General features: G+C 72.8%; 25 protein-coding genes. 20 read left to right on the top strand and 5 right to left on the bottom strand.

What is annotated here, in order from left to right:
* Positions 1–15: 15 nt before the first annotated feature.
* The 4 genes from OTB19_RS09985 (at position 16) to OTB19_RS10000 (ending at position 3,803) form a co-directional block, all read left to right on the top strand.
* Positions 16–1,299 (top strand): cytochrome P450, encoded by a 1,284-nt coding sequence (locus tag OTB19_RS09985; protein ID WP_267797690.1) that lies wholly within the window; start codon positions 16–18, stop codon positions 1,297–1,299.
* On the top strand, positions 1,296–2,252 hold the full coding sequence (locus OTB19_RS09990) for a class I SAM-dependent methyltransferase (protein WP_267797691.1): 957 nt from the start codon (positions 1,296–1,298) through the stop codon (positions 2,250–2,252). Before OTB19_RS09985 ends, OTB19_RS09990 begins: the two co-directional genes overlap by 4 nt.
* A 38-nt stretch (positions 2,253–2,290) precedes the next feature.
* Complete coding sequence (locus tag OTB19_RS09995) at positions 2,291–2,476, top strand: hypothetical protein (RefSeq protein WP_267797692.1); 186 nt, start codon at positions 2,291–2,293, stop codon at positions 2,474–2,476.
* Between the two features lie 61 nt (positions 2,477–2,537).
* Entirely contained in the window at positions 2,538–3,803 is a 1,266-nt protein-coding gene (locus tag OTB19_RS10000) for a cation:proton antiporter (RefSeq protein WP_267797693.1), read from the top strand.
* A gap of 149 nt (positions 3,804–3,952) precedes the next feature.
* Here OTB19_RS10000 and OTB19_RS43580 read toward each other — a convergent pair whose 3' ends face one another.
* On the bottom strand, positions 3,953–4,687 hold the full coding sequence (locus OTB19_RS43580; protein WP_420716817.1) for a helix-turn-helix domain-containing protein: 735 nt from the start codon (positions 4,685–4,687) through the stop codon (positions 3,953–3,955).
* A gap of 221 nt (positions 4,688–4,908) precedes the next feature.
* On the opposite strand from OTB19_RS43580, the gene OTB19_RS10015 reads away from it, so the two are divergent.
* Positions 4,909–5,580: a DUF4097 family beta strand repeat-containing protein gene (locus tag OTB19_RS10015; protein WP_267797694.1), complete on the top strand. Its 672-nt coding sequence runs from the start codon at positions 4,909–4,911 to the stop codon at positions 5,578–5,580.
* Between the two features lie 81 nt (positions 5,581–5,661).
* On the top strand, positions 5,662–6,828 hold the full coding sequence (locus OTB19_RS10020) for a serine hydrolase domain-containing protein (RefSeq protein WP_267797695.1): 1,167 nt from the start codon (positions 5,662–5,664) through the stop codon (positions 6,826–6,828).
* Between the two features lie 405 nt (positions 6,829–7,233).
* Here OTB19_RS10020 and OTB19_RS10030 read toward each other — a convergent pair whose 3' ends face one another.
* Together OTB19_RS10030 and OTB19_RS10035 are read right to left on the bottom strand one after the other, a co-directional pair.
* Positions 7,234–8,208, bottom strand: a complete 975-nt coding sequence (locus tag OTB19_RS10030; RefSeq protein ID WP_267797696.1) for an endonuclease/exonuclease/phosphatase family protein — start codon at positions 8,206–8,208, stop codon at positions 7,234–7,236.
* Positions 8,209–8,220: 12 nt separating this feature from the next.
* Positions 8,221–8,847, bottom strand: a complete 627-nt coding sequence (locus OTB19_RS10035; RefSeq protein WP_267797724.1) for a histidine phosphatase family protein — start codon at positions 8,845–8,847, stop codon at positions 8,221–8,223.
* A gap of 194 nt (positions 8,848–9,041) precedes the next feature.
* Here OTB19_RS10035 and OTB19_RS10040 point away from each other — a divergent pair, with 194 nt between their 5' ends.
* From OTB19_RS10040 to OTB19_RS10065, 6 genes are all read left to right on the top strand, one after another.
* On the top strand, positions 9,042–9,557 hold the full coding sequence (locus OTB19_RS10040) for a PaaI family thioesterase (protein ID WP_267797697.1): 516 nt from the start codon (positions 9,042–9,044) through the stop codon (positions 9,555–9,557).
* A gap of 75 nt (positions 9,558–9,632) precedes the next feature.
* A complete protein-coding gene (locus tag OTB19_RS10045; RefSeq protein WP_267797698.1) occupies positions 9,633–9,836 on the top strand; it encodes a hypothetical protein in 204 nt (67 codons plus the stop codon).
* 70 nt (positions 9,837–9,906) lie between these two features.
* Entirely contained in the window at positions 9,907–10,071 is a 165-nt protein-coding gene (locus OTB19_RS10050) for a hypothetical protein (RefSeq protein ID WP_267797699.1), read from the top strand.
* Between the two features lie 305 nt (positions 10,072–10,376).
* On the top strand, positions 10,377–11,897 hold the full coding sequence (gene rox, locus OTB19_RS10055) for a rifampin monooxygenase (RefSeq protein ID WP_420716818.1): 1,521 nt from the start codon (positions 10,377–10,379) through the stop codon (positions 11,895–11,897).
* 243 nt (positions 11,898–12,140) lie between these two features.
* Positions 12,141–12,380, top strand: a complete 240-nt coding sequence (locus OTB19_RS10060) for a hypothetical protein (protein ID WP_267797700.1) — start codon at positions 12,141–12,143, stop codon at positions 12,378–12,380.
* Positions 12,377–12,667 carry a hypothetical protein gene (locus OTB19_RS10065; protein ID WP_324290513.1) on the top strand — a complete coding sequence of 97 codons (291 nt, stop codon included), beginning with the start codon at positions 12,377–12,379 and terminating at the stop codon, positions 12,665–12,667. Before OTB19_RS10060 ends, OTB19_RS10065 begins: the two co-directional genes overlap by 4 nt.
* A 119-nt stretch (positions 12,668–12,786) precedes the next feature.
* On the opposite strand, the gene OTB19_RS10070 is transcribed toward OTB19_RS10065, so the two are convergent.
* On the bottom strand, positions 12,787–13,761 hold the full coding sequence (locus OTB19_RS10070) for a LuxR C-terminal-related transcriptional regulator (protein WP_267797701.1): 975 nt from the start codon (positions 13,759–13,761) through the stop codon (positions 12,787–12,789).
* Between the two features lie 329 nt (positions 13,762–14,090).
* Here OTB19_RS10070 and OTB19_RS10075 point away from each other — a divergent pair, with 329 nt between their 5' ends.
* The 6 genes from OTB19_RS10075 to OTB19_RS10100 all read left to right on the top strand — a co-directional run bounded on the left by OTB19_RS10075 (position 14,091) and on the right by OTB19_RS10100 (position 19,011).
* Positions 14,091–14,348 (top strand): hypothetical protein, encoded by a 258-nt coding sequence (locus tag OTB19_RS10075; RefSeq protein WP_267797702.1) that lies wholly within the window; start codon positions 14,091–14,093, stop codon positions 14,346–14,348.
* A gap of 78 nt (positions 14,349–14,426) precedes the next feature.
* On the top strand, positions 14,427–14,732 hold the full coding sequence (locus OTB19_RS10080; protein ID WP_267797703.1) for a hypothetical protein: 306 nt from the start codon (positions 14,427–14,429) through the stop codon (positions 14,730–14,732).
* Between the two features lie 103 nt (positions 14,733–14,835).
* Positions 14,836–16,101, top strand: a complete 1,266-nt coding sequence (locus OTB19_RS10085) for a dTDP-4-dehydrorhamnose 3,5-epimerase family protein (protein ID WP_267797704.1) — start codon at positions 14,836–14,838, stop codon at positions 16,099–16,101.
* A complete protein-coding gene (locus tag OTB19_RS10090; protein WP_267797705.1) occupies positions 16,082–16,363 on the top strand; it encodes a hypothetical protein in 282 nt (93 codons plus the stop codon). Before OTB19_RS10085 ends, OTB19_RS10090 begins: the two co-directional genes overlap by 20 nt.
* 30 nt (positions 16,364–16,393) lie before the next feature.
* On the top strand, positions 16,394–17,539 hold the full coding sequence (locus tag OTB19_RS10095; RefSeq protein ID WP_267797706.1) for a hypothetical protein: 1,146 nt from the start codon (positions 16,394–16,396) through the stop codon (positions 17,537–17,539).
* Positions 17,536–19,011 (top strand): MFS transporter, encoded by a 1,476-nt coding sequence (locus tag OTB19_RS10100; RefSeq protein ID WP_267797707.1) that lies wholly within the window; start codon positions 17,536–17,538, stop codon positions 19,009–19,011. Before OTB19_RS10095 ends, OTB19_RS10100 begins: the two co-directional genes overlap by 4 nt.
* Here the strand turns inward: OTB19_RS10100 and OTB19_RS10105 are convergent.
* The gene (locus tag OTB19_RS10105; RefSeq protein WP_267797708.1) at positions 18,998–20,191 is read right to left on the bottom strand and encodes a PucR family transcriptional regulator; all 1,194 of its coding nucleotides are present in this window, start codon (positions 20,189–20,191) and stop codon (positions 18,998–19,000) included. The genes OTB19_RS10100 and OTB19_RS10105 overlap by 14 nt on opposite strands.
* Before the next feature lie 175 nt (positions 20,192–20,366).
* Between OTB19_RS10105 and OTB19_RS10110 the strand changes: the two genes are divergently transcribed.
* Together OTB19_RS10110 and OTB19_RS10115 are read left to right on the top strand one after the other, a co-directional pair.
* Positions 20,367–21,923 carry a GMC family oxidoreductase gene (locus OTB19_RS10110; RefSeq protein ID WP_267797709.1) on the top strand — a complete coding sequence of 519 codons (1,557 nt, stop codon included), beginning with the start codon at positions 20,367–20,369 and terminating at the stop codon, positions 21,921–21,923.
* Positions 21,920–23,632, top strand: a complete 1,713-nt coding sequence (locus OTB19_RS10115) for an aldehyde dehydrogenase family protein (RefSeq protein ID WP_267797710.1) — start codon at positions 21,920–21,922, stop codon at positions 23,630–23,632. Before OTB19_RS10110 ends, OTB19_RS10115 begins: the two co-directional genes overlap by 4 nt.
* Positions 23,633–23,794 lie beyond the last annotated feature (162 nt).

A 23,794-nucleotide genomic window follows, 5' to 3' on the forward strand; every position in this document is an offset into this window, starting at 1 on the left:
GACACCCCTGTGGACATGGCACTCATGCGTGCCGACCCGCTGGCCTTCGTGACCGAAATGAACCGTCGCCACGGCGACATCACCAGCCATGTCGGCGACGGCGAGCGGGTGGTCATGCTGCACCGGCCCGAACTGGCCAGGCACATACTGAAGGACAACACCGCCAACTACACGAAGGCCAACACCCCCGACGACGCGATGCTGCGGCCCCTCCTCGGAAACGGGCTGCTGACCAGCAACGGAGCCGACTGGGCCCGCCAGCGCAAGCAGTGCGCCCCCGCCTTCCGGCGCACCGAGGTCGCCACCTTCGACAGCATCATCACCGAGGAGACCGAAGCCCTCCTGGCGCGCTGGCAGCCGGCCGTGCGGGACGGCAGCGCCCTCCCCGTCGAACACCACCTGACCTCGCTGACCCTGGCGATCCTCACCCGCGCCGTACTCGGCGTGGACCTGGGCGCGGCCGGCGAGGGCTTCGGGCGCGCGGTCGACGCCGCCAACCGGTTCATGGGGCACTACGTACCGGCCCCCGACCCGGACCCCGCGGACACGGCGCTGCGCCGCAAGGGATACGTACAGGCGCGCATGTTCCTCCAGTTGATCGCCCGCACCGTCATCGCCTCCCGACGGGCGGTCGCGGGCGGGCAGCCCCCCGCGCACGGGTCCGCGTCCCTGCTCGACGCGATGATCGGCGAGCTGGACGACGAGGAACTGCGTGACCAGGTGCTCACCCTGGTCATGGCGGGCCACGAGACCACTGCCAAGGCCCTGACGTGGACCCTGTACCTGCTCGACCGGCACCCGGAGGAGGCGGAGAAGGTCCGGGCGGAGCTCGACGCGGTCCTCGGGGACCGCACGCCCACCGCGGCCGACCTGCCCGACCTGGTGCGCTGCCGGCGCGCGATCGAGGAGGCCATGCGCCTCTACCCGCCGGTGTGGCTGATCTCCCGGCGCGCCAAGGGCCCCGACACCGTCGGCGGTTACGAGATCCCCGCCGGGACGCTGGTGTGCGTCAGCCAGTGGGTGCTGCACCGGCACCCCGACTACTGGGACCGGCCCGATGCGTACGTACCCGACCGCTTCGAGGACGCCGACCTGCCCAGCCACCTCTACCTGCCCTTCGGCGGGGGCGAGCGCATCTGCATCGGCCGGCACCTGGCCCTGATCGAGGCCACGCTGGTGCTGGCCGTCCTGATGCGCGCGACCCGACTCGAACTGGAGCCGGGCTTTGTGGTGGAGCCGGAAGCCCTGGTGACCCTGCGACCCAAGAACGGCATGCGGATGACTGCGAGGCCCCGATGACCACGTCCCCCCTGATGTCCTCACCCCCGTCACCCCCGTCGGCCCCCGTCCCGGCCCCGGCCCCGGCCCCCGTCCCGGCCCCGGCCCCGGCCCCGGCCCCGGTCCCGGCCCCGGCAGATCCGGCAGGCCGGGCGGGCGCCGGAGCCCGCCCGGTCGGCGGCTCGTACGACCCCGCCGCCACCACGGCCGGCGGGCTCACCGGCGAACTGGCCCGCCTGGAGGCCCAGGCCGAGCTGTCGTTCGGCGCCGAGCTGCGCATCCTGCGCGAGGCGGGCCTGGACGCGCACGCCGGCCCGTTCGTCGAGATCGGCGCCGGCTCCGGGGCGGTCACCCGCAGGCTGCGCGCCGCCCTGCCCGGCCTCGCCCACACCGCCGTCGACATCGACGGCCACCTGCTGGCCCACGCCGCCGGCTGTGGAGCCGCACTCCTCGTGGCCGACGGCGCGGCCCTGCCGCTCCCCGACGACTCGGTCGGCTTCGTGCTGCTGCGCTATGTACTCCAGCACCTGGCCGACCCGCAGGCCGTACTCGCCGAGGCGCTGCGCGTGCTGCGGCCCGGCGGGCGGATCGCCGTGACCGAGGTCGACGCCTCCTGCTGGGGCCTGGCCGAGCCCGCCTACCCCGAACTGGCCGGGATCCACGGCAAGCTGGCCCGGGCCCAGACATCGGCGGGCGGGGACCGGACCGTCGGACGCCGCCTGACCCGGCTGCTGCGCGGTGCGGGCTACGAGGAGGTGGCCCTGCGCCCGTTCGCCACCACCAATGACGACCACCCCGTCGAGGCTTTCGCCCCGCACCTGGGCCCCGGCCGCCTCCAGCCGCTCGTGGCCGCCGGCGTGGTGAGCCTGGGCGAGTTCGCGCTGGCCACCGACCGCTGGAACCGCTTCCGCGCCGACCCGGACGCGTACGTGATGCTGCTCGGCTTCACCGCCACGGGGACCGCCCCCCACTGACCCGGCCCGAACAACCGCCCCTCTCCGATTGGACCCCCATGAATCCGAGCCTCAAGATCTTCCTGACGATCTTCTGCTACATCAGCGGCGTGATGGGCGTCGTGACGGCCGTCCTGCACGCCGGCGACCAGCCCGCCCAGACCACCGCGGCCGTCATCGCCGGCGCCCTGGGCGCGGTCTTCCTGTTCGCCGGCATGGCACTCAGCCGCCGCCCCCGCCACTGACGGCCCGGCACCGCCGCACCGCGAAGGGCCGGACCGGCCCGGTCCGGCAGAACGGAACCGCATGTTTCCTCTCGACTCCGTCGGCCACTTCTTCCTCGGTGCGGCCGTCGTCCTCGCCCTGTCGCGGGCCGCGGGCGGCCTCGCCGTCCGGGTGGGCCAGCCGCGCGTGATGGGCGAGGTGATCGCGGGCATCGCCCTCGGCCCCTCGCTCCTGGGCGCGCTCGCCCCCGAGGCGGCGGTGTGGCTGTTCCCGACGGCCGTGCTGCCCATGTTCTCCGGGCTCGCGCAGATCGGCCTGGCGGTGTTCATGTTCTTCACCGGGCAGGAGCTCTGCTCGATGCGGGTGCGGGGCACCGCCCGGCAGGGCCTGCTGGTCAGCCAGGCCTCCCTGTTCGTCCCGTTCGCCGGTGGAGCCCTGGCCGCCCTGCCGCTCGCGGACCGCTACACGCCCGCGGGCCTGCCGGAGTCCGTCTTCGTCCTGTTCATCGGATGCGCGATCAGCATCACGGCGTTCCCGGTGCTGGCCCGCATGCTGGAGGACCTGGGCCTCTCCCGCACCCGTCCCGGCCGGCTGAGCCTGTTCGCCGCGGCCGTCGGTGACGGCGGCAGCTGGCTGGCGCTTTCGGCGATCGTCGCGCTGTCCCAGGGCTCGGACCACCGGGACGCGGCCGTACGCGGGCTCGTCGCGGTGGTCGTCGTCGCCGTCTACCTGGGGCCGGTGCGCCGGGCGGCGGCCGGGTGGTTCGCGCGCAAGGGCGAGACCACCGACCCCGCCACCCTCCGGGTCGTGCTCGTCACCGCGATCGCCGCCTCCGCGGCGCTGACCGCCGCCCTCGGCGTGCACCAGCTCATCGGCGCGTTCCTGGTGGGCCTGGTGTGGCCGGCCGGCAACCCGTTCGCCGTCGCCGCCGCCGAGCCGCTGGCCACCACGTCCAAGACCGTACTGCTGCCCTTCTTCTTCCTGGGCTTCGGGCTCGGAGTGGACCTGTCGACCCTGGACCTCTCCTCGGGTGGGGCACTGGTCCTGCCGGCCCTGCTGGCCGTGGCCGTCCTCGGAAAGATCGGCGGCGCGGGGCTGGCCGCGCGGTACGCGGGCCTGCCCTGGCGGGAGTCGTTCACTCTGGGCGTGCTGCTGAACACCCGCGGACTGACCGAGCTGGTCGTCCTCCAGATCGGCCACGAGGCGGGCATCATCGATGGCCCGCTGCTCGCGATACTCACCGTCGTCGCCCTGGTCACCACCCTGATGACCGGCCCGCTGCTGAAACTCGCGGGCTCGTCGGCCCCGGCCCCGGACACCCCACAGCCCGCGACCGTGAACCGCTGACCGCCGGGCGCCGGACATCAAGGCGCCGGACACCGGTTGAAGCTTGGCGGCCCGGGTCGGGCGGCCCGAGTGCGCGCCGATGCCCGGCGGTGGCCGGCGTTGGCCGGCGGTGGCCGGTCCGGCGCCTCCGGGCTCGATCCGAACGTGTCTCAGGTGGCGTTCTCCGATGGCGGTTCGGGTTTTGTGTGGAGGACCGCGCGGGCCTGGTCCGCGGCGCGGGCGATGCTCTCGGAGATGAAGTCGACGAAGCGGGCGATGTTCTCCAGGCGGGCCGCGGCCGGGGTGCCGGGGCCGAGGACGCCGACGCCCTGCCGGGCGACGTCGCCGAGGTGGGCGGTGGCGCGGGCGCTGGCCATCGTCGACTGGTAGAGGACGTCGTCGTCGACGACGTAGCGCTCGCGGCGGCGTTCGTCGCGTTCGCGGCGGATGAGGCCCTGGTCGTCCAGGAACGCGATCGCCTTGGAGACGGTCGCCGGGCTGACCTGGAGGCGCCCGGCGAGTTCGGCGGCGCCGAGGCTGCCGGCGTCGGTGGTGTAGAGGGCGGCCAGCACCCGGGCCGTCATCCTGGGCAGGCCCGATTGCATGAAGACGGTGCCGAACACCTCCTCGTACGCGCGCACGGCCTCGGTATCGCGTCCGTGCGCCTGCGAGGGCGTGCCGGCGTCCCGGGGCGTGGCGCGCTTGCGCCGGTGGGCGCGTTGTTCGGTGGCGCGGTGGGCCAGGTCGGCGCGGTAGGCGGCGGGGCCGCCGTTGCGCATCACCTCACGCGTGATCGTCGAGGTCGGACGGTCGAGACTTCTGGCGATCTCCGCGTAGGCGAGCCCGTCGGCCACCCCCAGTGCGATCTGTCGGCGTTCCTGCTGGGTGAGTCTGCCTCCCGGCATCGCGGTCTCCTTCGTGGTGTGTGATGCCCCATCATAGCGTTCACTCCCATTCCATTGCAACGAATCCCGGGAGGTTTGTTGCATTGAATCCAGAACCGTTGCAACGATTCAGCGGCTTCTACCTGCAGTGATGCGCATCGTGCGCAACGAACTGATTGCCGGATACTCGAACGCAACGTAGCTTTTCCCTCATCGGAAACAGCGAAGCGAAGGAAGACATCATGCTGAAGTTCGACACCCCCGCCCCGGTCTCCGCCGTCCTCGACATCCCCGCCGGCCGTATCCGGTTCATCGCCGCCGACCGCGCCGACACCGCCGTCGAGATCCTCCCCGCGAACGCCTCGAAGGGCCGCGACGTGAAGGCGGCCGAGCGGACCACGGTCGAGTACCTCGACGGCGTCCTGCGGATCACGGCCCCGGAGGCGAAGAACCAGGTGCTCGGCGCTTCCGGATCCGTCGAGATCACGGTCCAGTTGCCCGCCGGTTCCCACGTCGAGGCGAAGACCGCCGCCGCCGAGTTCCGGGGCGTCGGCCGGCTCGGTGACGTGACCTTCGAGGGCGCGCAGGGTGCGGTCAAGCTCGACGAGACCGCGAGCGCCCGTCTCACCCTCCTCGCCGGTGACATCTCCGTCGGCCGCCTCGGTGGCCCGGCGGAGATCAGCACCCAGAAGGGCGACCTCCACGTCACCGAGGCCGTGAGCGGCACGGTCGCGCTGCGCACCGAGGCCGGCGACATCTCGGTCGGGGCGGCCCGTGGGGTGTCGGCCTCCCTGGACGCCGGCACCGGCCACGGCCGCATCCACAACGCACTCCGGAACACCGAAGGCGCCACCGCCGGGCTGACGCTCCACGCGACCACCGCCTACGGCGACATCACCGCCCACAGCCTGTAGGCGCGGCGCCCCTCACGCCCGGCGATCCCGCCCACCGGTCGGCGACCGAGACAGTCCACGACGAGCAAGGAGCACACCATCATGTCCCTCACCCCCACCGACCACGGTCGGCAGGACCACGGCGACCACCAAGCCCACCCGGAACGAGCCGAGTTGCACAAGATCATGGAGGAGATGGTCGAGTCCGGCTTCACCGGTGTGACGATGCGCGTGCACGACGAGCGGGGCGCGTGGGTCGGCAGTGTCGGGGTGCGCGAACTCGGCGGGAGCGCGCAGCCGCCGACGGACGGCCACGTCCGGATCGGCAGCAACACCAAGACCTTCACCGCGACCCTGGTCCTGCAACTGGTGGCCGAGGGCAGGATCGGCCTGGACACGCCGGCGGACGAGTACCTGCCCGAGTTCGGGCTGGACCGCAGGATCACGGTGCGGATGCTGCTGCAACACACCAGCGGAATCTTCAACTTCACCGGCGAGTACTACGACGACGGGACGTTCGTACCGGGGATCCCCGCCACGCCCGCGGGCCGGGAGTGGGTGGACAACCGGTTCAAGACCTACCGACCGGAAGAGCTGATACGGCTGGCCCTGTCCAAACCGGCGCGCTTCGAGCCGGGCACGGACTGGAGCTACGCCAACACCAACTACGTCCTGGCCAGGCTGCTGATCGAGAAGGTCACCGGCCGCTCGCTCGCCGAGGAGATGCGCCGCCTGATCCTGGAGCCGCTCGGACTGTCGGAAACCCTGCTGCCGGACACCGACCCGGAGATCCCGGAGCCGCATCCCCGCGCCTACTACCGCTACGAGGACGCCGGCCGGGAGGAGACGGTCGACGTCACCCGCCAGAACCCGTCCTGGATCTCCACCGGCGGAGACATGATCTCGACCACCCGGGACCTGCACACCTTCATCTCCGCACTCGTGGGAGGCAGGCTCCTGCCGGCCCCGCTGCTGACCGAGATGTGCACGCCGCATCCCAAGGTCGGCTACGGACTGGGGGTGTTCGTCCAGGACACGGGCGAGAGCGGCGGCACCGTCATCACCCACAACGGCGGCATGGCGGGCCACGCGGCACTCATGTACAGCACGCCCGACGGCAGCAGGACCCTCACCGCCGCCCTGAACTACGTCGACGACGCCGCACTGTCCATGGCAACGGCGTTCCACCAGGCGACGCAAAGGCTCGTCAAGGAGTTCTTCGGGTCCGACCGGACGGCCCGGACGGACCCGCCGACCCCGGCTCGGTAGACCGGGGCGAGCGGTGTGGAACCCACACGGTGGGCACGGTGGGCACGGCAACGGTCCCGCAAGCTCGGTGATTCGGCCGGGGGCGGGAGGTGCCGGCTCGACCGGCGCACGTGAGAAGACCCGGCGGCACGCCACCTCCGAAGCGTGCCACCGGGTCGGTCTCATGGGCCGCCCGGGCGAAGCCCGGCCGGGCCGGCGCCGCCCGGTACCGCAGGCGCGCTCAGGGGGGACGGTGCCTCGGCTTCCAGACCGAAGGCGGGCGTCGTCGGTGGCGAGGAGGGACACGACGTCGGCGACGTCGCCCGGCTGTCCGACGCGGTTGAAGACCGAGAAGGCGGCGGCCTGGGCCTTGGCCTCGGGGATGGCTGTCGGGGCGCAGGGTGTGGCGGTTCCCGGCCGCCGGGGTCACAGCGTGACGCGCGCGGCGACGGGCAGGTGGTCGCTGCCGGTCCGGGGCAGCGACCAGACCCGGGTGACGGTCGCCGACCGGGCCAGGACCTGGTCGATCCGGGCCAGCGGGAAGCGCGCCGGCCAGCTGAACGCGAAACCCGAACCCGGCGCCGTCAGCCGCGAGGTGAGCGGGTCCAGCCCCCGGTCGTCCACCGTGCCGTTCAGGTCCCCGAGCAGCAGCACCCGCCGCGACGGCTCGGCCGCGACCGCCGCGCCGAGCCGTACCGCGCTCTCGTCCCGCCGCGCCGAACCGAAGCCGTGCGCGCCGATCCGCAGGGACGGCAGGTGGGCCACGTACACGGCGACGTCCCCCGCCGGGGTTCTGGCCGTCGCCCGCAGCCCGCGGTTCCATTCCGGCCCCACCCCCGTGGGCCGGATGTCCACCGGTCGCGCGTCCGCCAGCGGGTACCTCGACCAGAGCCCGACCGTGCCGTGGACGGTGTGGTGCCGATACCCGGCGGCCAGGGCGGCCTCGTACGCGGGCAGCGCGACCGGCGTCAGCTCCTCCAAGGCGATCAGGTCCGCGTCCGCGGCGGCCAGCGCCCTCGCCGTGCCCGTCGGATCCGGATTGTCGTCGGCGACGTTGTGCTGCACGGCCACCAGAGCACGACCGTCGCCCGCACCGGGCGCGGCGCCCTCACCGTCCGTACCGGGCAACGGCAGAGCACCGAACAGCGCGAGCCAGGCGGCGACCGGCAACAGCGCCGCGAACGCGACGACGGCCGACCGGCGCAGCAGCGCCGCCGCCCACAGCACCGGGATCAGCAGACCGAGCCACGGCAGGAACGTCTCCAGCAGACTCCCCGGCCGCCCCGGCAGGTCGGGCACGAGGCCGTGCAGCGCCAACAGGGCGGCGAGCAGCACCGCCGACGCGGTGAGCACCGGTGACGTGCCGATCAGACGCGACGCCTCGATGCGCGCGCGGTCCACCTTCCGCCGCCCTCAGATCCGCAGTTCGGCGGGGAAGCCCGTCCACCGCGACCGCGCCGGCAGATGCCCCGTGTCGTTGTAGAGCAGCACGGAAGCCGGCCGGTCCGGCGCGTACCGGATCACGGTCAGCGCGGCATGGGCGGGACTCAAGCCCATCCACCGCCACTTCGGCGCGTCCAGGGCGGCCCGTACGAGCCAGCCGATCAGGAAGGCGTGGGTGACGACCAGCTCGTGACGGGGTTCGTCGCCCGCCACCGGGCAGGCGAACCGCGCGAGCGCCGCCCGGGCCCGCTCCGGACCGCCCTCCCGCTCCTCGGCGGGGAAGGCCGCCAGCCGCTCCAGCATCGCGTCGGCCGAGTCCGCCGGCAGTTCCTCGCGCCGCGGCAGGTACGGGACGTAGTCCCCGGCCAGGTCCGACTCCCGTACCGGAACCCCGTCGAGCCGCTCGCCGATCAGGGCCGCGGTCCGTGCCGCCCTCGGCAGCGGACCGTGGTGGACGACGGAGAGCGCGGCGCCCGCGAGCCGTTCACCCAGCAACACGGCCTGCCGGCGACCGGTGTCGGTCAACTCGCTCTCGTCCGGCGTCGCCTCGCCGTGTCGGGCGAGGTAGAGGTAGCGGGCGGCGGCGGTCGCGGTCATGGGCAGGGTCCTCATGTTCATGATCTTCCGGGTGTGTGGAGGACGCCCCGCCCCACCACCGCGGTTCCACACCACGCTCGGGGATCGGGGCGGGATTCCGGACCGGCCCGACGCGGGGATGACGGCTGAATCACGCCGGAAGATGCCGGATCCGTCCCTCCCGTCGCACGGGCCGGTGCCCCTAGGGTCGAGCGATGACCTCGCACGAGACGACCGACCCCGCCCCGGCCCCTTCCCGTACCCACGACCGGCAGCCGGGCCCCGAGGCCCCCGAACCGCACGGCCTGAGCGGCCTCGACATGCTCCGCGCCACCCTCAAGGGAACCCTCCCCGACGCCTCGATCATGAGCACGATGAGCTTTCGGCTGACCGACGTCGCCGAGGGCTTCGTCGCCTTCGAGGGGGACCCGGGCGACCACCTCCTCAACTACATGGGCACCGTGCACGGCGGCTTCCTCGCCACCCTCCTGGACTCGGCCCTCGGCTCGTCCGTGATGACCCGGCTGCCCGCGGGCACCACCTACGCCACCGTCCAACTGGGCGTCCACCTGATCCGCCCCGTCCTCGCCGACACCCCGACCCTGCGCTGCGAGGGCACCGCCCTGCACGTGGGCCGCACCACCGCCACCGCCGAGGCCCGCGTCATCGGCACCCACGACGGCAAGCTCTACGCCCACGGCACCACCACCTGCGCCATCCTGCGCCCCTGAGCTTCCGGACCGGGCGGTGTGTGCGGGGGGATGCGGGGCACACGGTCGGCACGGTTGTTCGAGAGGGAGGTCCCCATGCTGGCCATCGCTGCGGCAGTACTGTTCTTCATCGCGTTCGTCATCAACGCGGCGGGTATCGACACGAATGACGTCCTGTCATCGGTCAACATCATGCTGCTGGGACTGACGGTACTGGCCCTGCACTTCGGGGGCGTCGGTTCGAGCGCCCGCACGGGCGGTGGCGCCGGTCGCCGGTCGGGTTGGAGCCGCAGACGCTGACGGGTCCCGCGCGGGTGCCCCCACCTTGCCGCCCGGGCGTCGGAGGCCTCGTGCGGGGTAGGCGCGGCACATGACTGAGAAGAACACGTCGTGCCGGTGGTCGGAGATGAGCCTGTCGGAGATGAGCCGCCGCGTGGCACCGTCCCTGCCCCCGTTCCAGAGGGCGGTACTCGCCTCGGTCCTGCGGAGCCGCGAGGCCCGGACCGGCGCCGCGACCACGTCCCGCGCGTCCTGAGGATTGGGGTCCGGGCTTCAGGGTGCCGGGGTCCGGGGTCCGGGGTCCGGGGTCCGAAAACAGCAAAGGCAAGGAGTCGCGCACTCCTTGCCATGTTCAAGATATAGCGCACGGGGGGCCTTGCGGCAAGGCCCCGGTCGTGCCGCAGAATCTCCGATCGAAGCCGGAAACCGCGGACAACACGGACACCACGGACGTGCGCGTACGCACGCCTCGTCGAGTCGATGTGCGGGTCTCGCGGCGGGGCGCGCCGCCGCCGGAACGCGGGGCGCGACCGGCCGACGGCGAATCGTTGAACGGGCGGCATGGTGATGATGGACGTGGACGTGGACGTGGACGTGGACGTGGACGTGGACGTGGACGTGGACGTGGACGTGGACGTGGACGTGGACGTGGACGTGGACGTGGTCGGTGGCGGACCGACGGGCCTGATGCTGGCCTGCGAGCTGCGGTTGGCCGGCGTAGGGGTGGTCGTGCTGGAGAGGTTGGCCGAGCCGTCCGGGCAGTCCCGCGGCCGTGGCCTGCACGCGCGCAGCGTCGAGTTGATGGACCAGCGCGGCCTGCTGGACCGGTTCCTCGCGGTCAGTGAGAAGTTCCGGGTGGGCGGTCTCTTCGGCGGCGTCACCGCGTCGTGGCCGGACCGGTTGGACACCGCCCACCCCTACGGCCTCGCCACCCCGCAGCCGGTCACCGAACGGCTGCTCGACGAGCGCGCCCTCGAACTCGGCACCGAGATCCGGCGCGGCTGCTCGGTGGTGGGGCTGAGCCAGGACGAGGACGGGGTGACCGTCGAGACGGCGGACGGTACGCACCTGCGCTCGCGCTACGTCGTCGGCTGCGACGGCGGCCGCAGCACGGTGCGCAAACTGCTCGGCGTCGGCTTCCCCGGCGAGCCCGCCACGGTCGAGACGCTGCTGGGGGACATGGAGCTGACCGAGGACCCGGCGACGATCGCCGCCGTGGTCGAGGAGGTCCGTACGACGCAACTGCGTTTCGGCGCCCTCCCCGACGTGGACGGGAACCGGGGGGTGTACCGCGTCCTGGTGCCCGCCGAAGGGGTGGCCGAGGACCGGGCGACCGCGCCCACCCTGGAGGAGTTCAAGGAGCGGATGCGGGCCTGCGCGGGCACCGACTTCGGGGCGCACTCGCCGCGTTGGCTCTCCCGCTTCGGCGACGCCACCCGGCAGGCCGAGCGGTACCGGGTGGGTCGGGTACTGCTCGCCGGCGACGCGGCACACATCCACCCCCCGACCGGCGGGCAGGGACTCAACCTCGGCGTGCAGGACGCGTTCAACCTCGGCTGGAAGCTGGCCGCCGCCGTCAACGGCCGGGCTCCGGAAGGCCTGTTGGACAGCTACCACACCGAACGGCACCCGGTGGGCGCCGCCGTACTGGAGAACACCCGCGCCCAGATGACCCTGCTGGGGGCCGACCCGGGGCCGACCGCGTTGCGGGGGCTGTTCTCGAAGCTGATGGACTTCGAGGAGGTGAACCGGTACGTGACCGGGATGATCACCGCAGTCGACGTCCGCTACGACCTCGGCGAGGGGCACGAGCTGCTCGGCCGGCGGATGCGGGACGTCGGGCTGAAGCACGGTCGCCTCTACGAGCTGATGCGCGACGGCCGGGGACTCCTGCTCGACCGCACCGGCCGGCTCTCCGCCGAGGGCTGGGCGGACCGGGTCGACCACGTCGTCGACGCCTGCGAGGAACTCGACGCGCCCGCCGTGCTGCTCCGTCCCGACGGCCACGTGGCCTGGGTCGGCGACGAGCAGCGTGACCTCCTCACCGCACTCCCCCGATGGTTCGGCACCGCAACCGACTGACTCCGCAGAACCGGCCGACCGGCCGACCGGCCCCTTCGCCGGCCCGCGGGCGGAACGCGGCAGCGGGTTTGAGCGTCCCGACTGCGTCGGGGATCGCCAGGTACGCACGGATCTGCACGTCGCCGTGCCGCGTGACGACCTTCGGAGGGGGCGCAGGACTCTCGGTGTACGCGGTCACACGACCGCCACCGATGTGGAAGCTGCGGTTCGCGTTGGAAATCGAACACATGATTGAATTAGGGGATGGCATGCACTCCCTTTCCCGACGACCTGGTGGAACTCCAGGTCCAATGGCTCCGCACCTACCGGGAGCTGGCCCGGCAGCCCGCCGAGGCCGGTACGGCCGTGCTGCGACGTCGTCTGATCGTCCTGTCCTGCCGGATCGAGGCGCACGCCCACTGGGCTGAGCCGAACCGGTCTCGGGCGGGCAGGGTGGAACTCCGCCGGTTGGCGCGAGCGCGCGGATGGGTGACGGCGGCATGAGGGACTCCTGTCAGGGCCACGATCGGTCGGAGGATCCGGGCGAGCCGTTCGGCGAGGACGGCTCGGCCGCGCCGCGCCTGGTCGTGCACCCGCCGGATCGCCGCGGCTGGCGCCGGGTGCACTGCGACGGGCGGAGCCTGGGCACCGCCTACCGGTACGAGGACATCGCGATCTTCCTGGCCACCGCGGGCATGGAGGACGCGCAGGACGCCGACCTCTCCGACCCGGGGTTCGTGGAATGGCGCGGCGGGGGACCGGAGGTCTGGTCGGCGTCGCCGATGGAGTGAGGCGGGTCCGCCTCGGGCCGTCCGCAGGGCCCCTCGCGCCGCGGACACGGGGTCTCCCCGGTCGGGAGGCCCGGTCCTTCGCGACCTCCCTCGCGCTGCGGATTCGCCGGGAGCCGGGCCTACAGCCAGCCCCGCTTCGTGGCGTTGACGCCGGCCTGGAAGCGGCTGGCCGCCTCCAGGCGTTCCATGAGGTGGGCCATCATGCGGCGGACCGTGCGCAGGGAGATGCCGAGTTTGCGGGCGGCCGCCTCGTCGGTGTCGCCGCCGGCGATCATTCCCAGCAGGGTGCGCTCCATCGGGGTGCACCCGTTGTCGTCGGCGGGCGTCTGCTCGCCGACGGGGGAGCCGGCCTCCCAGGTCTGCTCGAACAGCGCGCACAGGGCGGCCACGACGCCGGGGCTGTGCACCTCCAGCGCGCCCGCGCGCGGCTCGGCCGGGTCCAGGGGGAGGATCGCGACCCTGCGGTCCACGATGATCATCTGGATGGGCACGGTGGGTACGGTGCGCATCTGCCCGCCGTGCTCGATCAACCAGCGGGCGTAGGCGAGGGTGTCGGGGTCGTTGCGGAAGCTGTCCCGGCACACCGCCCGGATGACGACGCCGCGTTCCAGCGCCTGTTCGTTGAGGGGGGTGGCGGCGTTCCGGGCATCGGGCCGGTGCGCGCCGCCCGGGTTGAGGGACAGGCATTCGAACTCGGTGATCCGCTGTAACTCCTCCAGCCGGACCCGGACCGCGTCCAGCCCTTCGAGCCGCGTGGCGCCGTCGAACGCGCGGGCCCCGCGGTGCTCGGCGGCGATGGCGGCGATCTCCGCGCGCGTGGTCTCGACCCGGGCCTGGTGGGACGCCAACTCGGCCTGGGCCGAGGCCAGGAGTGCGGCGAGCCCCACTTCGGGGCTGACGGGGCGCAGCCGGCCGTTGAACTGGTCGGACGGTTTGAGGAGGGTCAGCGCCGCCAGTTCGTCCAGGGCGGCCCGTACCTCGCGCTCGGACAGGCTGGTGTCCTCCACCAGGGCGGCCACCCCGTGATCGGGGTGCCGGAGCGTCGCCCGGTAGACGGCCTCCGCGTGTGGTGACAGCCCGAGCAGTTGCAGCATGGCGGTCTCCCCTGGTCGCGACCTCCGGCGGGTCGCTCCAGGCTTCCGTATGGCCGGGAACTCCTCAAGCCCAAGGGGGGACAACCGGCCGGCACCCGGCCCCGGGGCGCGGGGTCGAAGCCCTGCCCGAAGGCGGACCGTGCGGAGCGCCGGGGGCGGCGGCGGCCGAAGTGGCCCCAAGGTGCCAGGCACCTTGAGGCCCGCGTCGGGCTGGTGACATCGGTCCCTCGGTCGGACAGTCTTGAGCCATCGACCGCAACACCCCGCAAAACAGGGTGAAAGCGCAGGAACAGCAGCGAACCAAATGACCTCGAAGGGTGGAGTTCGTCATGTCCCGGATCGTCGCCTCGGTGCTCACCTCCGTCGTCCTGCTCGCCGTCGCGGGGACCACCACCGCCGCCACCGCGGCCGCCGAACCCGCGCCGGTCCGGCACGTGACGGCCGGCGACGGCTACGGATGGGGCACCCCCCTCGACGACGGCGGCACATCCCTCTATGACGGCGGCACGTCCGTCGGCGGCGGCACCACCCCCGTCGACGTCACCACCCCCGCCACCGGTGGCGGCACCGCCCGGCACGCCGGCTGACGCTCCTCGGCGGGGGGAACACGGGGCCGACACGGTCCCTCCACGGTTCCACGGCGCGGGTGCACGACCGGAGGCCACATGCACATGATCACGATGCGGCTGGTCGGTCCCGGAACGCACACCGCCCCGGCCACCCTCAACGAACTGCTCATGGCCCGCTTCACGCCGGCGGACCGGGTCGAGCACCTCTGGACACGCGCCGGTCCCGGCCGGATCGACCTGGTGATGTTCCTCCTCGCCGACTGCGAGGCCGAGGCCCTGCTCACCGCTCGCGCGGCCTGCCTGCGGGCCATCGAAGACACCCCGCGCCTCACCACCTGGCGCCTGTCGGACGACCCACACCCCCCCGGGGCCGGCGAGGAGGACCGGCGCGACCCCGCATAGGAGCACGGCCCCGGCCCACCACGCACCCCCCGGCCCACCGCACCCTCGACCCCCCGCGCCCACCCGCCGGCCATCACGACCGAGGCACAGAGAGGAATCGACCATGCTCGAAACCGCCGACGCGGGGTCCCCCGCGGCGCTCGACCGCACCACCGGGCGCAGTCACATCGGAACCTTCCCGGTCCCGGACGACATCAACGACCGGGACTTCCCGCTCCCCGGGGTGCAGCTCCGGCAGAACAACGTCAGTACCGGCGACGGCACCACCGCGGTGGTGAGCGTGACCCGCATCTCCAACGGGCCGGGCATCACCGACTACGTCACGCACGAGCAGGACTTCACCTACTCCACCTTCGGCATCCACGTCGGCCAGGACGACCGGCTCACCTTCTTCGGCGAGCGCCGCCGCATCAGCGTGCACCTGATCGACTGCCGCGAGGACTCGCCGCAGCTCGGGGACGAGATCACCATCGAGCTGGACGTCTCACCCCACCGCGTCCTGATCATCCCGAAGGGTGTCGCCCACACCCTCGACGGCCTCGGCGGCGTCGTCACCCGCGACGAACCCGTCTGGTACGCGGACCGGAACCCCGACTGGGAACCCGACAACGACCTGGTGTCCTTCCTGCGCACGGCCGACCGGGCTCCCGTGGTGCGCACCAACCGCCACCTGCTGCCGGTCTCCGCCCACATGCTGCTGTCCCGCATGTCGCAGAAAACCAACTCCCAGATCCAGGAGGCGTACGCCGCGAGGTTCCGGGTGTCCATCGGCGGCGAGACGACCTACGCCACGATCAGGCCCGACTGGCGGGCGGCCGAGGCCGCCCCCGCGGACGCCCACCCCCTGGTCAGCCGCAACAACTTCGTCCTGACCGGACCCGAGTCCTTCACCGTCGTCCCCTCGACGGACAGTTGCACCTCGGACGTCCTCGAAGTGGAACTCGACGGCCAGGAAGGCCGGTTCGTCCGGCACCAGTTCTCCCGCCGGCGCCTCACCTGGCTGGCGGGCAGCACGGACGCGCGGATCGAGGTGGTCGACACAGACGGCGAACGTTCCCTCATCCGTCTCGGCGACCCCACGATCGGCGTCCGCGTTCCCCCCGGTACCTGGTACCGGCTGACCGGCAGCGGCCGCATCTGGTTGCGCGCCGAGACGGAGCTGCTGGACCTCAGTCCCTGGGGCCCCCGGCACCGGCTCGGCCGCGACGCCACCACGGCGGACCCGTCCGAGACCGGTCCCAGCACCCCCGAGCGGGACGACGCCCCGTACCTGCCCGGGCCCGCACTGCACGCCCTCGCCCGCATGGAGGCGAAGGCGATCTCCCTCACCCACCGGAAGGAAGTACCCCATGTCCATCACCAGCGCTGAGACCACCGCCTGGAAGAACGACCTCGACGCCATGCTCGACGACGTCACGGACCCGGAGGCGCGTGCGGCCCTCGGCAACCTCCGCTCGGCCCTGGAGCCGTACTTCGAGACCCCGGAGTACTTCCGCAGCATCCTCGGCAAGATCGCTTCGTCGGTCCTGGACCCCGAGACGGAGGAGCGGATCACCTCCCGCGCCTTCGGTGACGTGGAGGAGTTCAAGGCCGCCCTGCCGGAGGGCGTCTCGGTCACCACCATCCAGTAGTCCCGCAGGCGTTCAGAAAGGAAGCCGGCCATGCCCGTCGCCCTCCCGAACCCGCACCTGATCATGACCAAGACCCGCACCACGGGCCACGAATCCGGCCTGCCGGGTGCGCGGCACGTGAGGTCCTCGCGCAACGACCGGCCGTACCACTACATGGTCCACAGCCCGCACTTCGCCTACGAGGAGTACGCCCTGCACCTCGGGCAGTACGACCGGCTGTCCTTCTACGGCGAGGCCGACGCCCCACCCGTCACCGTGCACATGTACGACTGCCGCGAGGACTCGCCCGAGTACGACCGCAAGCTGGAGATCGACGTCCCGGCGGACGGATCCTGCGTCCTGGCCATTCCCCCCGGCTACGCCCACTGGTTCGAGGGGCTCGGCAGCGTCACCACCCGCAACGACTACTCGGTGCTCGCCCCCGAGGACTCCTCCTCGCCGTGGAACCCCCTGGAGGACAACGCGACGTACTCCGTCGAGGCGATGCGGGCCGGCCGACCCAGGACCGTCGCCAACACGGTCGAGCTCCCCGTGCCCGCCCAGTTCCTGATCTCCAAGGCGGTCTCGCGCAGTTGGCGGGGAGGCGCCACGGAACAGGGGGTGGTCGCCACCGCGGAGATCGACGGCGAACTGCGCCGCTACTACCTCGACCAGGACCTCACCGGCGACCGGCCCGAACTGCCGGGGTCGGAGCTGGCCACCGTGAGCGCCGGCGTCGGCTCCTACCAGTCCATCCGCGACGACTCGTACGGGATCGGCGCCAACGTCGGCAACGGCCTCGCCGACACCATGGTCTGCGACCTTCCCGGCCAATGGCCGCGACATTTCAGCGCCCATCCCCATCTGACCCTCAAGCTGTCGCCGCTCCTGTACGACAATCCCGAGATGGAACTGCAACTCGTCGACCGCCGGGCCGACTCCCCGACCTTCGGCGCCACCCAGGTCATCCCCTTCCCCCGCGACCCGCGCGTCGTGCTGACGATCGAGCCGGGCGTGCTGATGCGCGCTCGCGGCAGCGGGACGCTGCACTACCGCGTCGAGTTCGAGGTCCACGACGCGACCGTGCGGATGCCCCGGCTGTTCGTCCCCGTCCCCGACGACGCCTTACCCCCGACTTTCGATCCGCCCGGTGCCGCCCTCGCGGAGACCGTCGTCAGGGAGTTGGCGTACCGGTGACCACCACGAACCAGACATCCGCCGCGAACGGGCACCCCGCCACGGACGGGCAGTCGGCCACGGACGGGCAGTCCGCGACGAACGGGCAGTCCGCGACGAACGGGCAGCCCGCCACGGAACCGGAGACGGCGACGAAGGAGCGCGCCGGTCTCCCCGCCCCCTCACCCCGGCTGACCCTGCTGCTCGTGGTCTTCGCCGCGCTGGTGCTGGCCCGCTCGATGAGCGAGGGCATCTACGACATCGCGTTCGCCAACCTGGCGCTGGACCTGTCCGGGCTGGTGAGCACCGTCGGCCTGGTGTACTTCGTCGGGTACGGCGTCGAGGTCGTCGCGTCCGTCGCCGCCGGCCCCCTGTTGGACCGGGGCGACCCGAAGACCGTCCTGGTCGTCTCCTACCTCGTCAAGATCGGTGTCTTCGTCCTCATCGGACTCGGCTCGACGTTCCTCTCCTCCCACCTGTGGGCGATCGTCGTCGCGGCGGCGACGGTGGACCTCGTCCACCACGTCGGGGAGATGGCCCTCTTCGTCCTCCTGCCGAGGATCCTCGACGCGCGCGCCCTCGTCCGGGTCCAGGCCCTCGGCGGCACCGTGCGGTCGGCCTCCGAACTGCTCTCCCCGGTCGTGGCCGGCCTCGTCATCGCCCTCATGCCGGGCTCGCGCGCCCTGCTCGTCGCCGCGGGCCTCCAGGTCCTCGCGCTGGGCCTGTTCGCCGCCTTCGTCGCCGTCGTGGTCCGGGCGCGGCGTCCCGTGCGGTCGACCGCGCCGGCCGATGCGGCGGAGCCGGACGCCGGGGAGGGCGCCGAGCGCGCCCCGCTGCCCTCGCGCCGCGAGGTGGCCCGGACCCTGACCGGAAGCCGGGCGTGGCGGAGGTTCACCACCTTCCACGGACTGACCGTCCTCGCGCTGTCCACGGTGATCCTCTCCGTGCTCTCCCTGATGCGCGAGACGCTGCACATGACCGCGGCGGGCGCCGGATCCTTCCTGGCCTTCTCGACCATCGGCGCGATCATCGGCGGCCTCGCCGTCGCCAAGGCCGGACCGGACGGGATCTACACCAGCCTCCGCTGGGCGCCCGCCCTCGCCGGCACGGGCGCCCTGACGGCCGCGTTCCTCGGCCAGACGCGGTGGCTGCTGGCGGCCGGCCTGATCCTGTTCGGGCTCGGCTTCACCGTCTACCTCCGGTCCGCCGGGCTGCTGATCCAGCTGCGCGCGCCCTCCGCGGTCCTCGGCACCTGGAACGGGCTCCTCGACGCGGTCATCCGGATCGTCAGCGCCGCGGCGATCCTGGTGACGGGCTTCCTCTTCGACCGTTTCGGCGGACAGGCGATCTACCTCGCCTTCGGACTCCTCCTGGTCCTGACCGCCGCGCTCTGGTCCACCTTCGGGACGCAGGACCGCGAGGCCCTGGGCGCGACCCCACTGCACCCCGCGCCGGCGGCGCGGGACGAGGCGGGGGAGGTCAGGCGATCCTGAGGCCGGAACCCAGTCGGACGGCCTGGAGGGCGACGTACAGTTCCGCGGACGACTCGGCGTCCGTGGTGCGCCGTCCGGTCAGTTCGGCGATCCGGTTGAGGCGGTACAGGACGGTGTTGCGGTGGCAGTGCAGACGCTCGGCGGCCGTCGCCGTGGAACCGCCGCTGGCGAACCAGGTGTGCAGGGTCTCCAGCAGCGTGGTCTGCTCCACCTCGGGCAACGCGCGCAGCGGACCCAGTACGGCCTGGGCCACCTCCGCCGCGGTGTCCGGGGAGGCGGCCGCGAGGATCGCGATCGGGGAACTTCCGTACAGGTGGACCCCGTTGGCGGCGGGCGGCAGGCACTGCACCGCCAGTTGGGCCTCGCGCCACGCCGCGGGAGCGTTGATCGGGGCGCTGAAGGGGCGGCTGACCCCGAGCCGGCAGTGGGCGCTGTCCGTGAGTCGGTCGACGGCCGTCTCGACCATGTGCGCGTTCGGGAGCGTCATCAGTCCCGCCAGGGCGCCGATCTGGGCGACCCACTCGGAGCCGATGCCGACGGCCCGGAGCCGATCCCCCACGCCGGGCAGGGAGTCCTCGCCGTCGTGGGTCTCGGCGCACACCACGAGGAACAGCCCCTTGCGGTCCAGTTTCAGGACCCGGGCGATCTCCCACGCGCCGGCGCCGGTGCCGGCCCGGCCGTCGAGCAGGGTCGCCAGCATCACCCGGCGCGCCGCGGTGTCGCGTCGGACCCGGACCTCGACCGTGGTCCGGTAGGCCTCGGCGGCCGCGCTGGAGTACTCGTCGATCGCCATCCAGATGTCGGACACCTTGGGCAGCAGCTCGCTCGCGCACTCCTCTTCCGAGGTCAGTACGAGCAGCCGGTCCCAGATGAACCGCCCGGCCATCCGGTAGGCGTGCAGCAGCGCGGCCAGCGGGATGCCCTGCTCGGCCTTGAGCCGGCCGGCCGCGCGCGGGGCCTCCAGCGTGCTCGGCCCGCCCCGCAACGTCGTCAGCAGTGTCAGGAGGTTGTCGCGGACCACGGTGCGCAACCGGTCCCGGTCCAGCACCGTGCTCTCGGCGTAGGAGTCCTCGCCGTCCACGATCTCGACGGTCAGCTCGTCGGCGAGCGAATCCACATCGATCAGCAACCGGCCGACCAGTGACGCGACACGCTCGTCGGATCCCAACTCTGCTGTCACGCGCCGAGTCTAGGTGCCGCCGCGTGTGCGTGGGCACAAGGGAACGGGGCTTTTTTCCGGCCTCCTGCCCATGGCCGGATCGGCCGTGGAGAGGTGAAATCGCGAACAGCGTGTGTCGCACCGCCGTTCCTCGAAGGCGGCGGTCGCACAACCGTGGCGGAACAAAGGAGAGCGGATGAACACCTACGACTACGTCATCGTCGGAGCCGGGTCGGCGGGGTGCGTGCTGGCGGCGCGCCTCTCCGAGAACCCGGACGTCCGCGTGGCGTTGATCGAGGCGGGCGGTCCGGACACCGCCCAGGAGATCCACGTCCCCGCCGCCTTCGGCACGCTGTTCAAGAGTGGGGTCGACTGGGACCTCGACACCGAACCCGAACCGGGACTGGACGGCCGCCGCGCCTATCTGCCCCGGGGCCGGGTCTTCGGCGGGTCCAGCTCGATGAACGCGATGATCTACATGCGCGGCAACCCGGCCGACTACGACGGCTGGGCGGCGGCCGGGGCCACCGGCTGGTCCTACGACGAGGTGCTGCCGTACTTCCGGCGCTCCGAGGACAACGAGCGCGGGGAGGACGCCTTCCACGGGGTGGGAGGACCCCTGCGGGTCAGCGAGGGCCGGTCCCGGCACCCGCTGGCCGCCGCGTTCGTCGAATCCGCCGTACGGGTCGGGCACAAGCGCAACGACGACTTCAACGGCGAAGCCCAACTCGGCGTCGGCACGTACCAGTTGACCCAGCGCGACGGGATGCGTTGCAGTACGGCCGTCGCCTGGCTCCACCCCGCGCTGTCCCGGGACAACCTCACGGTGCTGCCGTCGACCCGGGCCCACCGGGTGGTGATCGAAAGCGGCCGGGCCACCGCGGTCGAGGTGGAACGCGGCGGCGCCGTCGAGCTGGTCCGCGCCGAGCGGGAGGTGATCCTCTCCGCGGGCGTCTACGAGTCCCCGAAGCTGCTGATGCTGTCCGGCGTCGGCCCGGCCGCCGCACTGGCACCCTTCGGCATCGACGTGGTCGCGGACCTCCCCGTCGGCCGCGGGCTTCAGGACCACTACATGGCGCTGCTGAACTTCCGCACCCACGTCGAGTCGCTGCTGACCGCGGCGACGCCGGAGAACGCCGCCCTGCTCCAGGGCGAGGGCCGCGGCCCGCTGACCTCCAACATCGGCGAGGCCGGCGGGTTCTTCCGCAGCCGCGAGGACGTCCCGCTCCCCGACGGGCAACTCCACATGGCGCCGGTGCTGTTCCACCAGGAGGGCCTGGGCGCCGTCGCCGAACACGGGTTCGCGCTCGGCCCCTGTGTGCTCGCCCCGACCAGCCGCGGCCAGGTGACGCTGCGCTCCCCGCGACCGGACGCCGCACCGCGGATCCTGCACAACTACCTGACGACGGCCGAGGACCGCGACTGCATCGTCGACGGGGTCCGGATCGCCCTCGACATCACGGCGCAGGCCCCGCTGGCCGACATGATCACCGGACAATTCGACGTCCCCGAGTCGGACTCCACGCCCGATGTGCTCGCCTGGGCGCGCAGGTCCGGGATGACGCTCTTCCACCCGACCTCGACCTGCGCCATCGGGTCCGTGGTCGACCCCGAGCTGCGCGTCCTGGGGGTGGAGGGGCTGCGGGTCGTCGACGCGTCGGTGTTCCCGACGGTCCCCCGGGGCAACACCAACGCCCCCACGATCATGGCCGCGGAGAAGGCGGCCGACCTCATCAAGGAGACCGTGCGATGACCACGTCGGCGCCGACGGCGGAACAGGAGGCGCGGGTCGACCGGGCCCTGGCCGAACTCGTCCGGGGCGAGGCCGCCTGGGCGGCGTGCGACCTCCCGCGGCGCGGGCGGCTGCTGGATCAGGTGCGGGCCGCCACCGCCGCGCAGGCCGGAGCCTGGGTGCGCGCGGCCGCCGCGTACAAGCGCCTGCCCGACGGCAGCCCGCTGCTCGGCGAGGAGTGGATGTCCGGCCCGTACCCGGTGCTGACCGGCACGGCCGCGCTCGGCGAGAGCGTGCGCGCGCTGACGCGGGGACGCAGCCCGGTCGACGGGTTCTCCCTCGCGACGGCGCCGGGCGGCCGGGTCGCCGTACGGGTGCTGCCGCACGGGACGTACGACCGGCTGCTGCTGAGCGGGTTCTCCGCCGAGGTGTGGATGCCCCCGGGGGTGACCGCCGCCCGGGTGCGCGAGGGGGCCGGCCTCGGCCTGCGCCGGCCCGAGCGGACGGCGGGGGTCGGCGTGGTCCTCGGCGCCGGCAACATCACCTCCATCCCGGTGCTGGACGTGCTGTACGAGCTGTACGCCCACAACCGGGTGGTCGCCCTCAAGCTCAACCCGATCACCGACGGCCTGTACGACGTGTTCAGCGCGGTGCTGGCCCCGCTGATCGAGGTGGGGGCGGTACGGATCCTGACGGGCGGCGCCGACGTCGGGACCCGGCTCGTCCACCACCCGTCCGTCGCGCACGTGCACATGACCGGCAGCGCCGCCACGCACGACGCGATCGTCTTCGGCACCGGCCCCGAGGGCGCCGACCGCAAGAGGAACGGGACGCCACTGCTGACCAGGCCCGTCACCAGCGAACTCGGGGGCGTCTCGCCGACCCTCGTGCTCCCCGGCACCTGGTCCGACGCGGACCTGCGCTTCCAGGCCGAGCACGTGGCCACCCAACGGCTCCACAACGGCGGGTACAACTGCGTGGCGTCCCAGGTCGTGGTCATCGGCTCCGACTGGGCCCAGAAGGACCGCTTCCTCACCCACCTGCGCGCGGCGCTGGCCCAGGCCCCGACGCGCCCCGCCTACTACCCGGGCAGCGACGATCGGGTGAAGCAGGCCCTGGACGCCTACCCGGACGCCCGGATCCTCGACGAACGGGTCCTCGTCGAAGGCGTCGACCCGAACGCCCCGGGACCGCTGCTGACCACCGAGTACTTCGCCCCCGTACTCGGTGTCGTCGAACTGCCCGGCAACGCGCGGGAGTTCCTGGACACCGCCGTCCGCACCGCCAACGAGGACTTCGCCGGCACGCTCGGCGTGAACCTCATCGCGCACCCGGGCACCCTCGCCGAACTCGGCCCCGCGCTGGACGAGGCGATCGCCGAACTGCGCTACGGCACGGTCGCGGTGAACGCCTGGACCGGTGTCGGCTACCTGACGGCGAACGCCTCGTGGGGCGCCTTCCCCGGGCACACCGTGGACGACGTGCAGAGCGGCATCGGGGTCGTGCACAACGCGATCCTGCTCGACGGCCCCGAACGGAACGTCGTGCGCGGCCCGTTCCGTCCGGCCCCCCGCTCCCTGCTGCACGGGGAGCCCTCCCTGTCCCCGAAGCCCCCGTGGTTCGTCGACAACCGGACCGCCGCGCGCACCGGCCGGCTGCTCGCCGACTTCGCCGCCGCGCCCCGCTGGTCGGCGCTGCCCGGAATCTTCGCCTCCGCGCTGCGCGGCTGAGCCGGGGCGCCCCGCGTCCGGGGAACGAACGCCAGGCCCGATCGAGGCCCGGACCACGAAGCCGTGGTCCGGGCCGATTTCGTTCGGCGACCGTGTCGTGCGCGTCACCGCCGCGAGGTCGCCCCGGACGCGGCGCGCCGCCTCCGGGGCGGCCTCGCCACC

The sequence above is a fragment of the Streptomyces sp. H27-H5 genome, assembly GCF_026627505.1.
Taxonomy (GTDB): domain Bacteria; phylum Actinomycetota; class Actinomycetes; order Streptomycetales; family Streptomycetaceae; genus Streptomyces.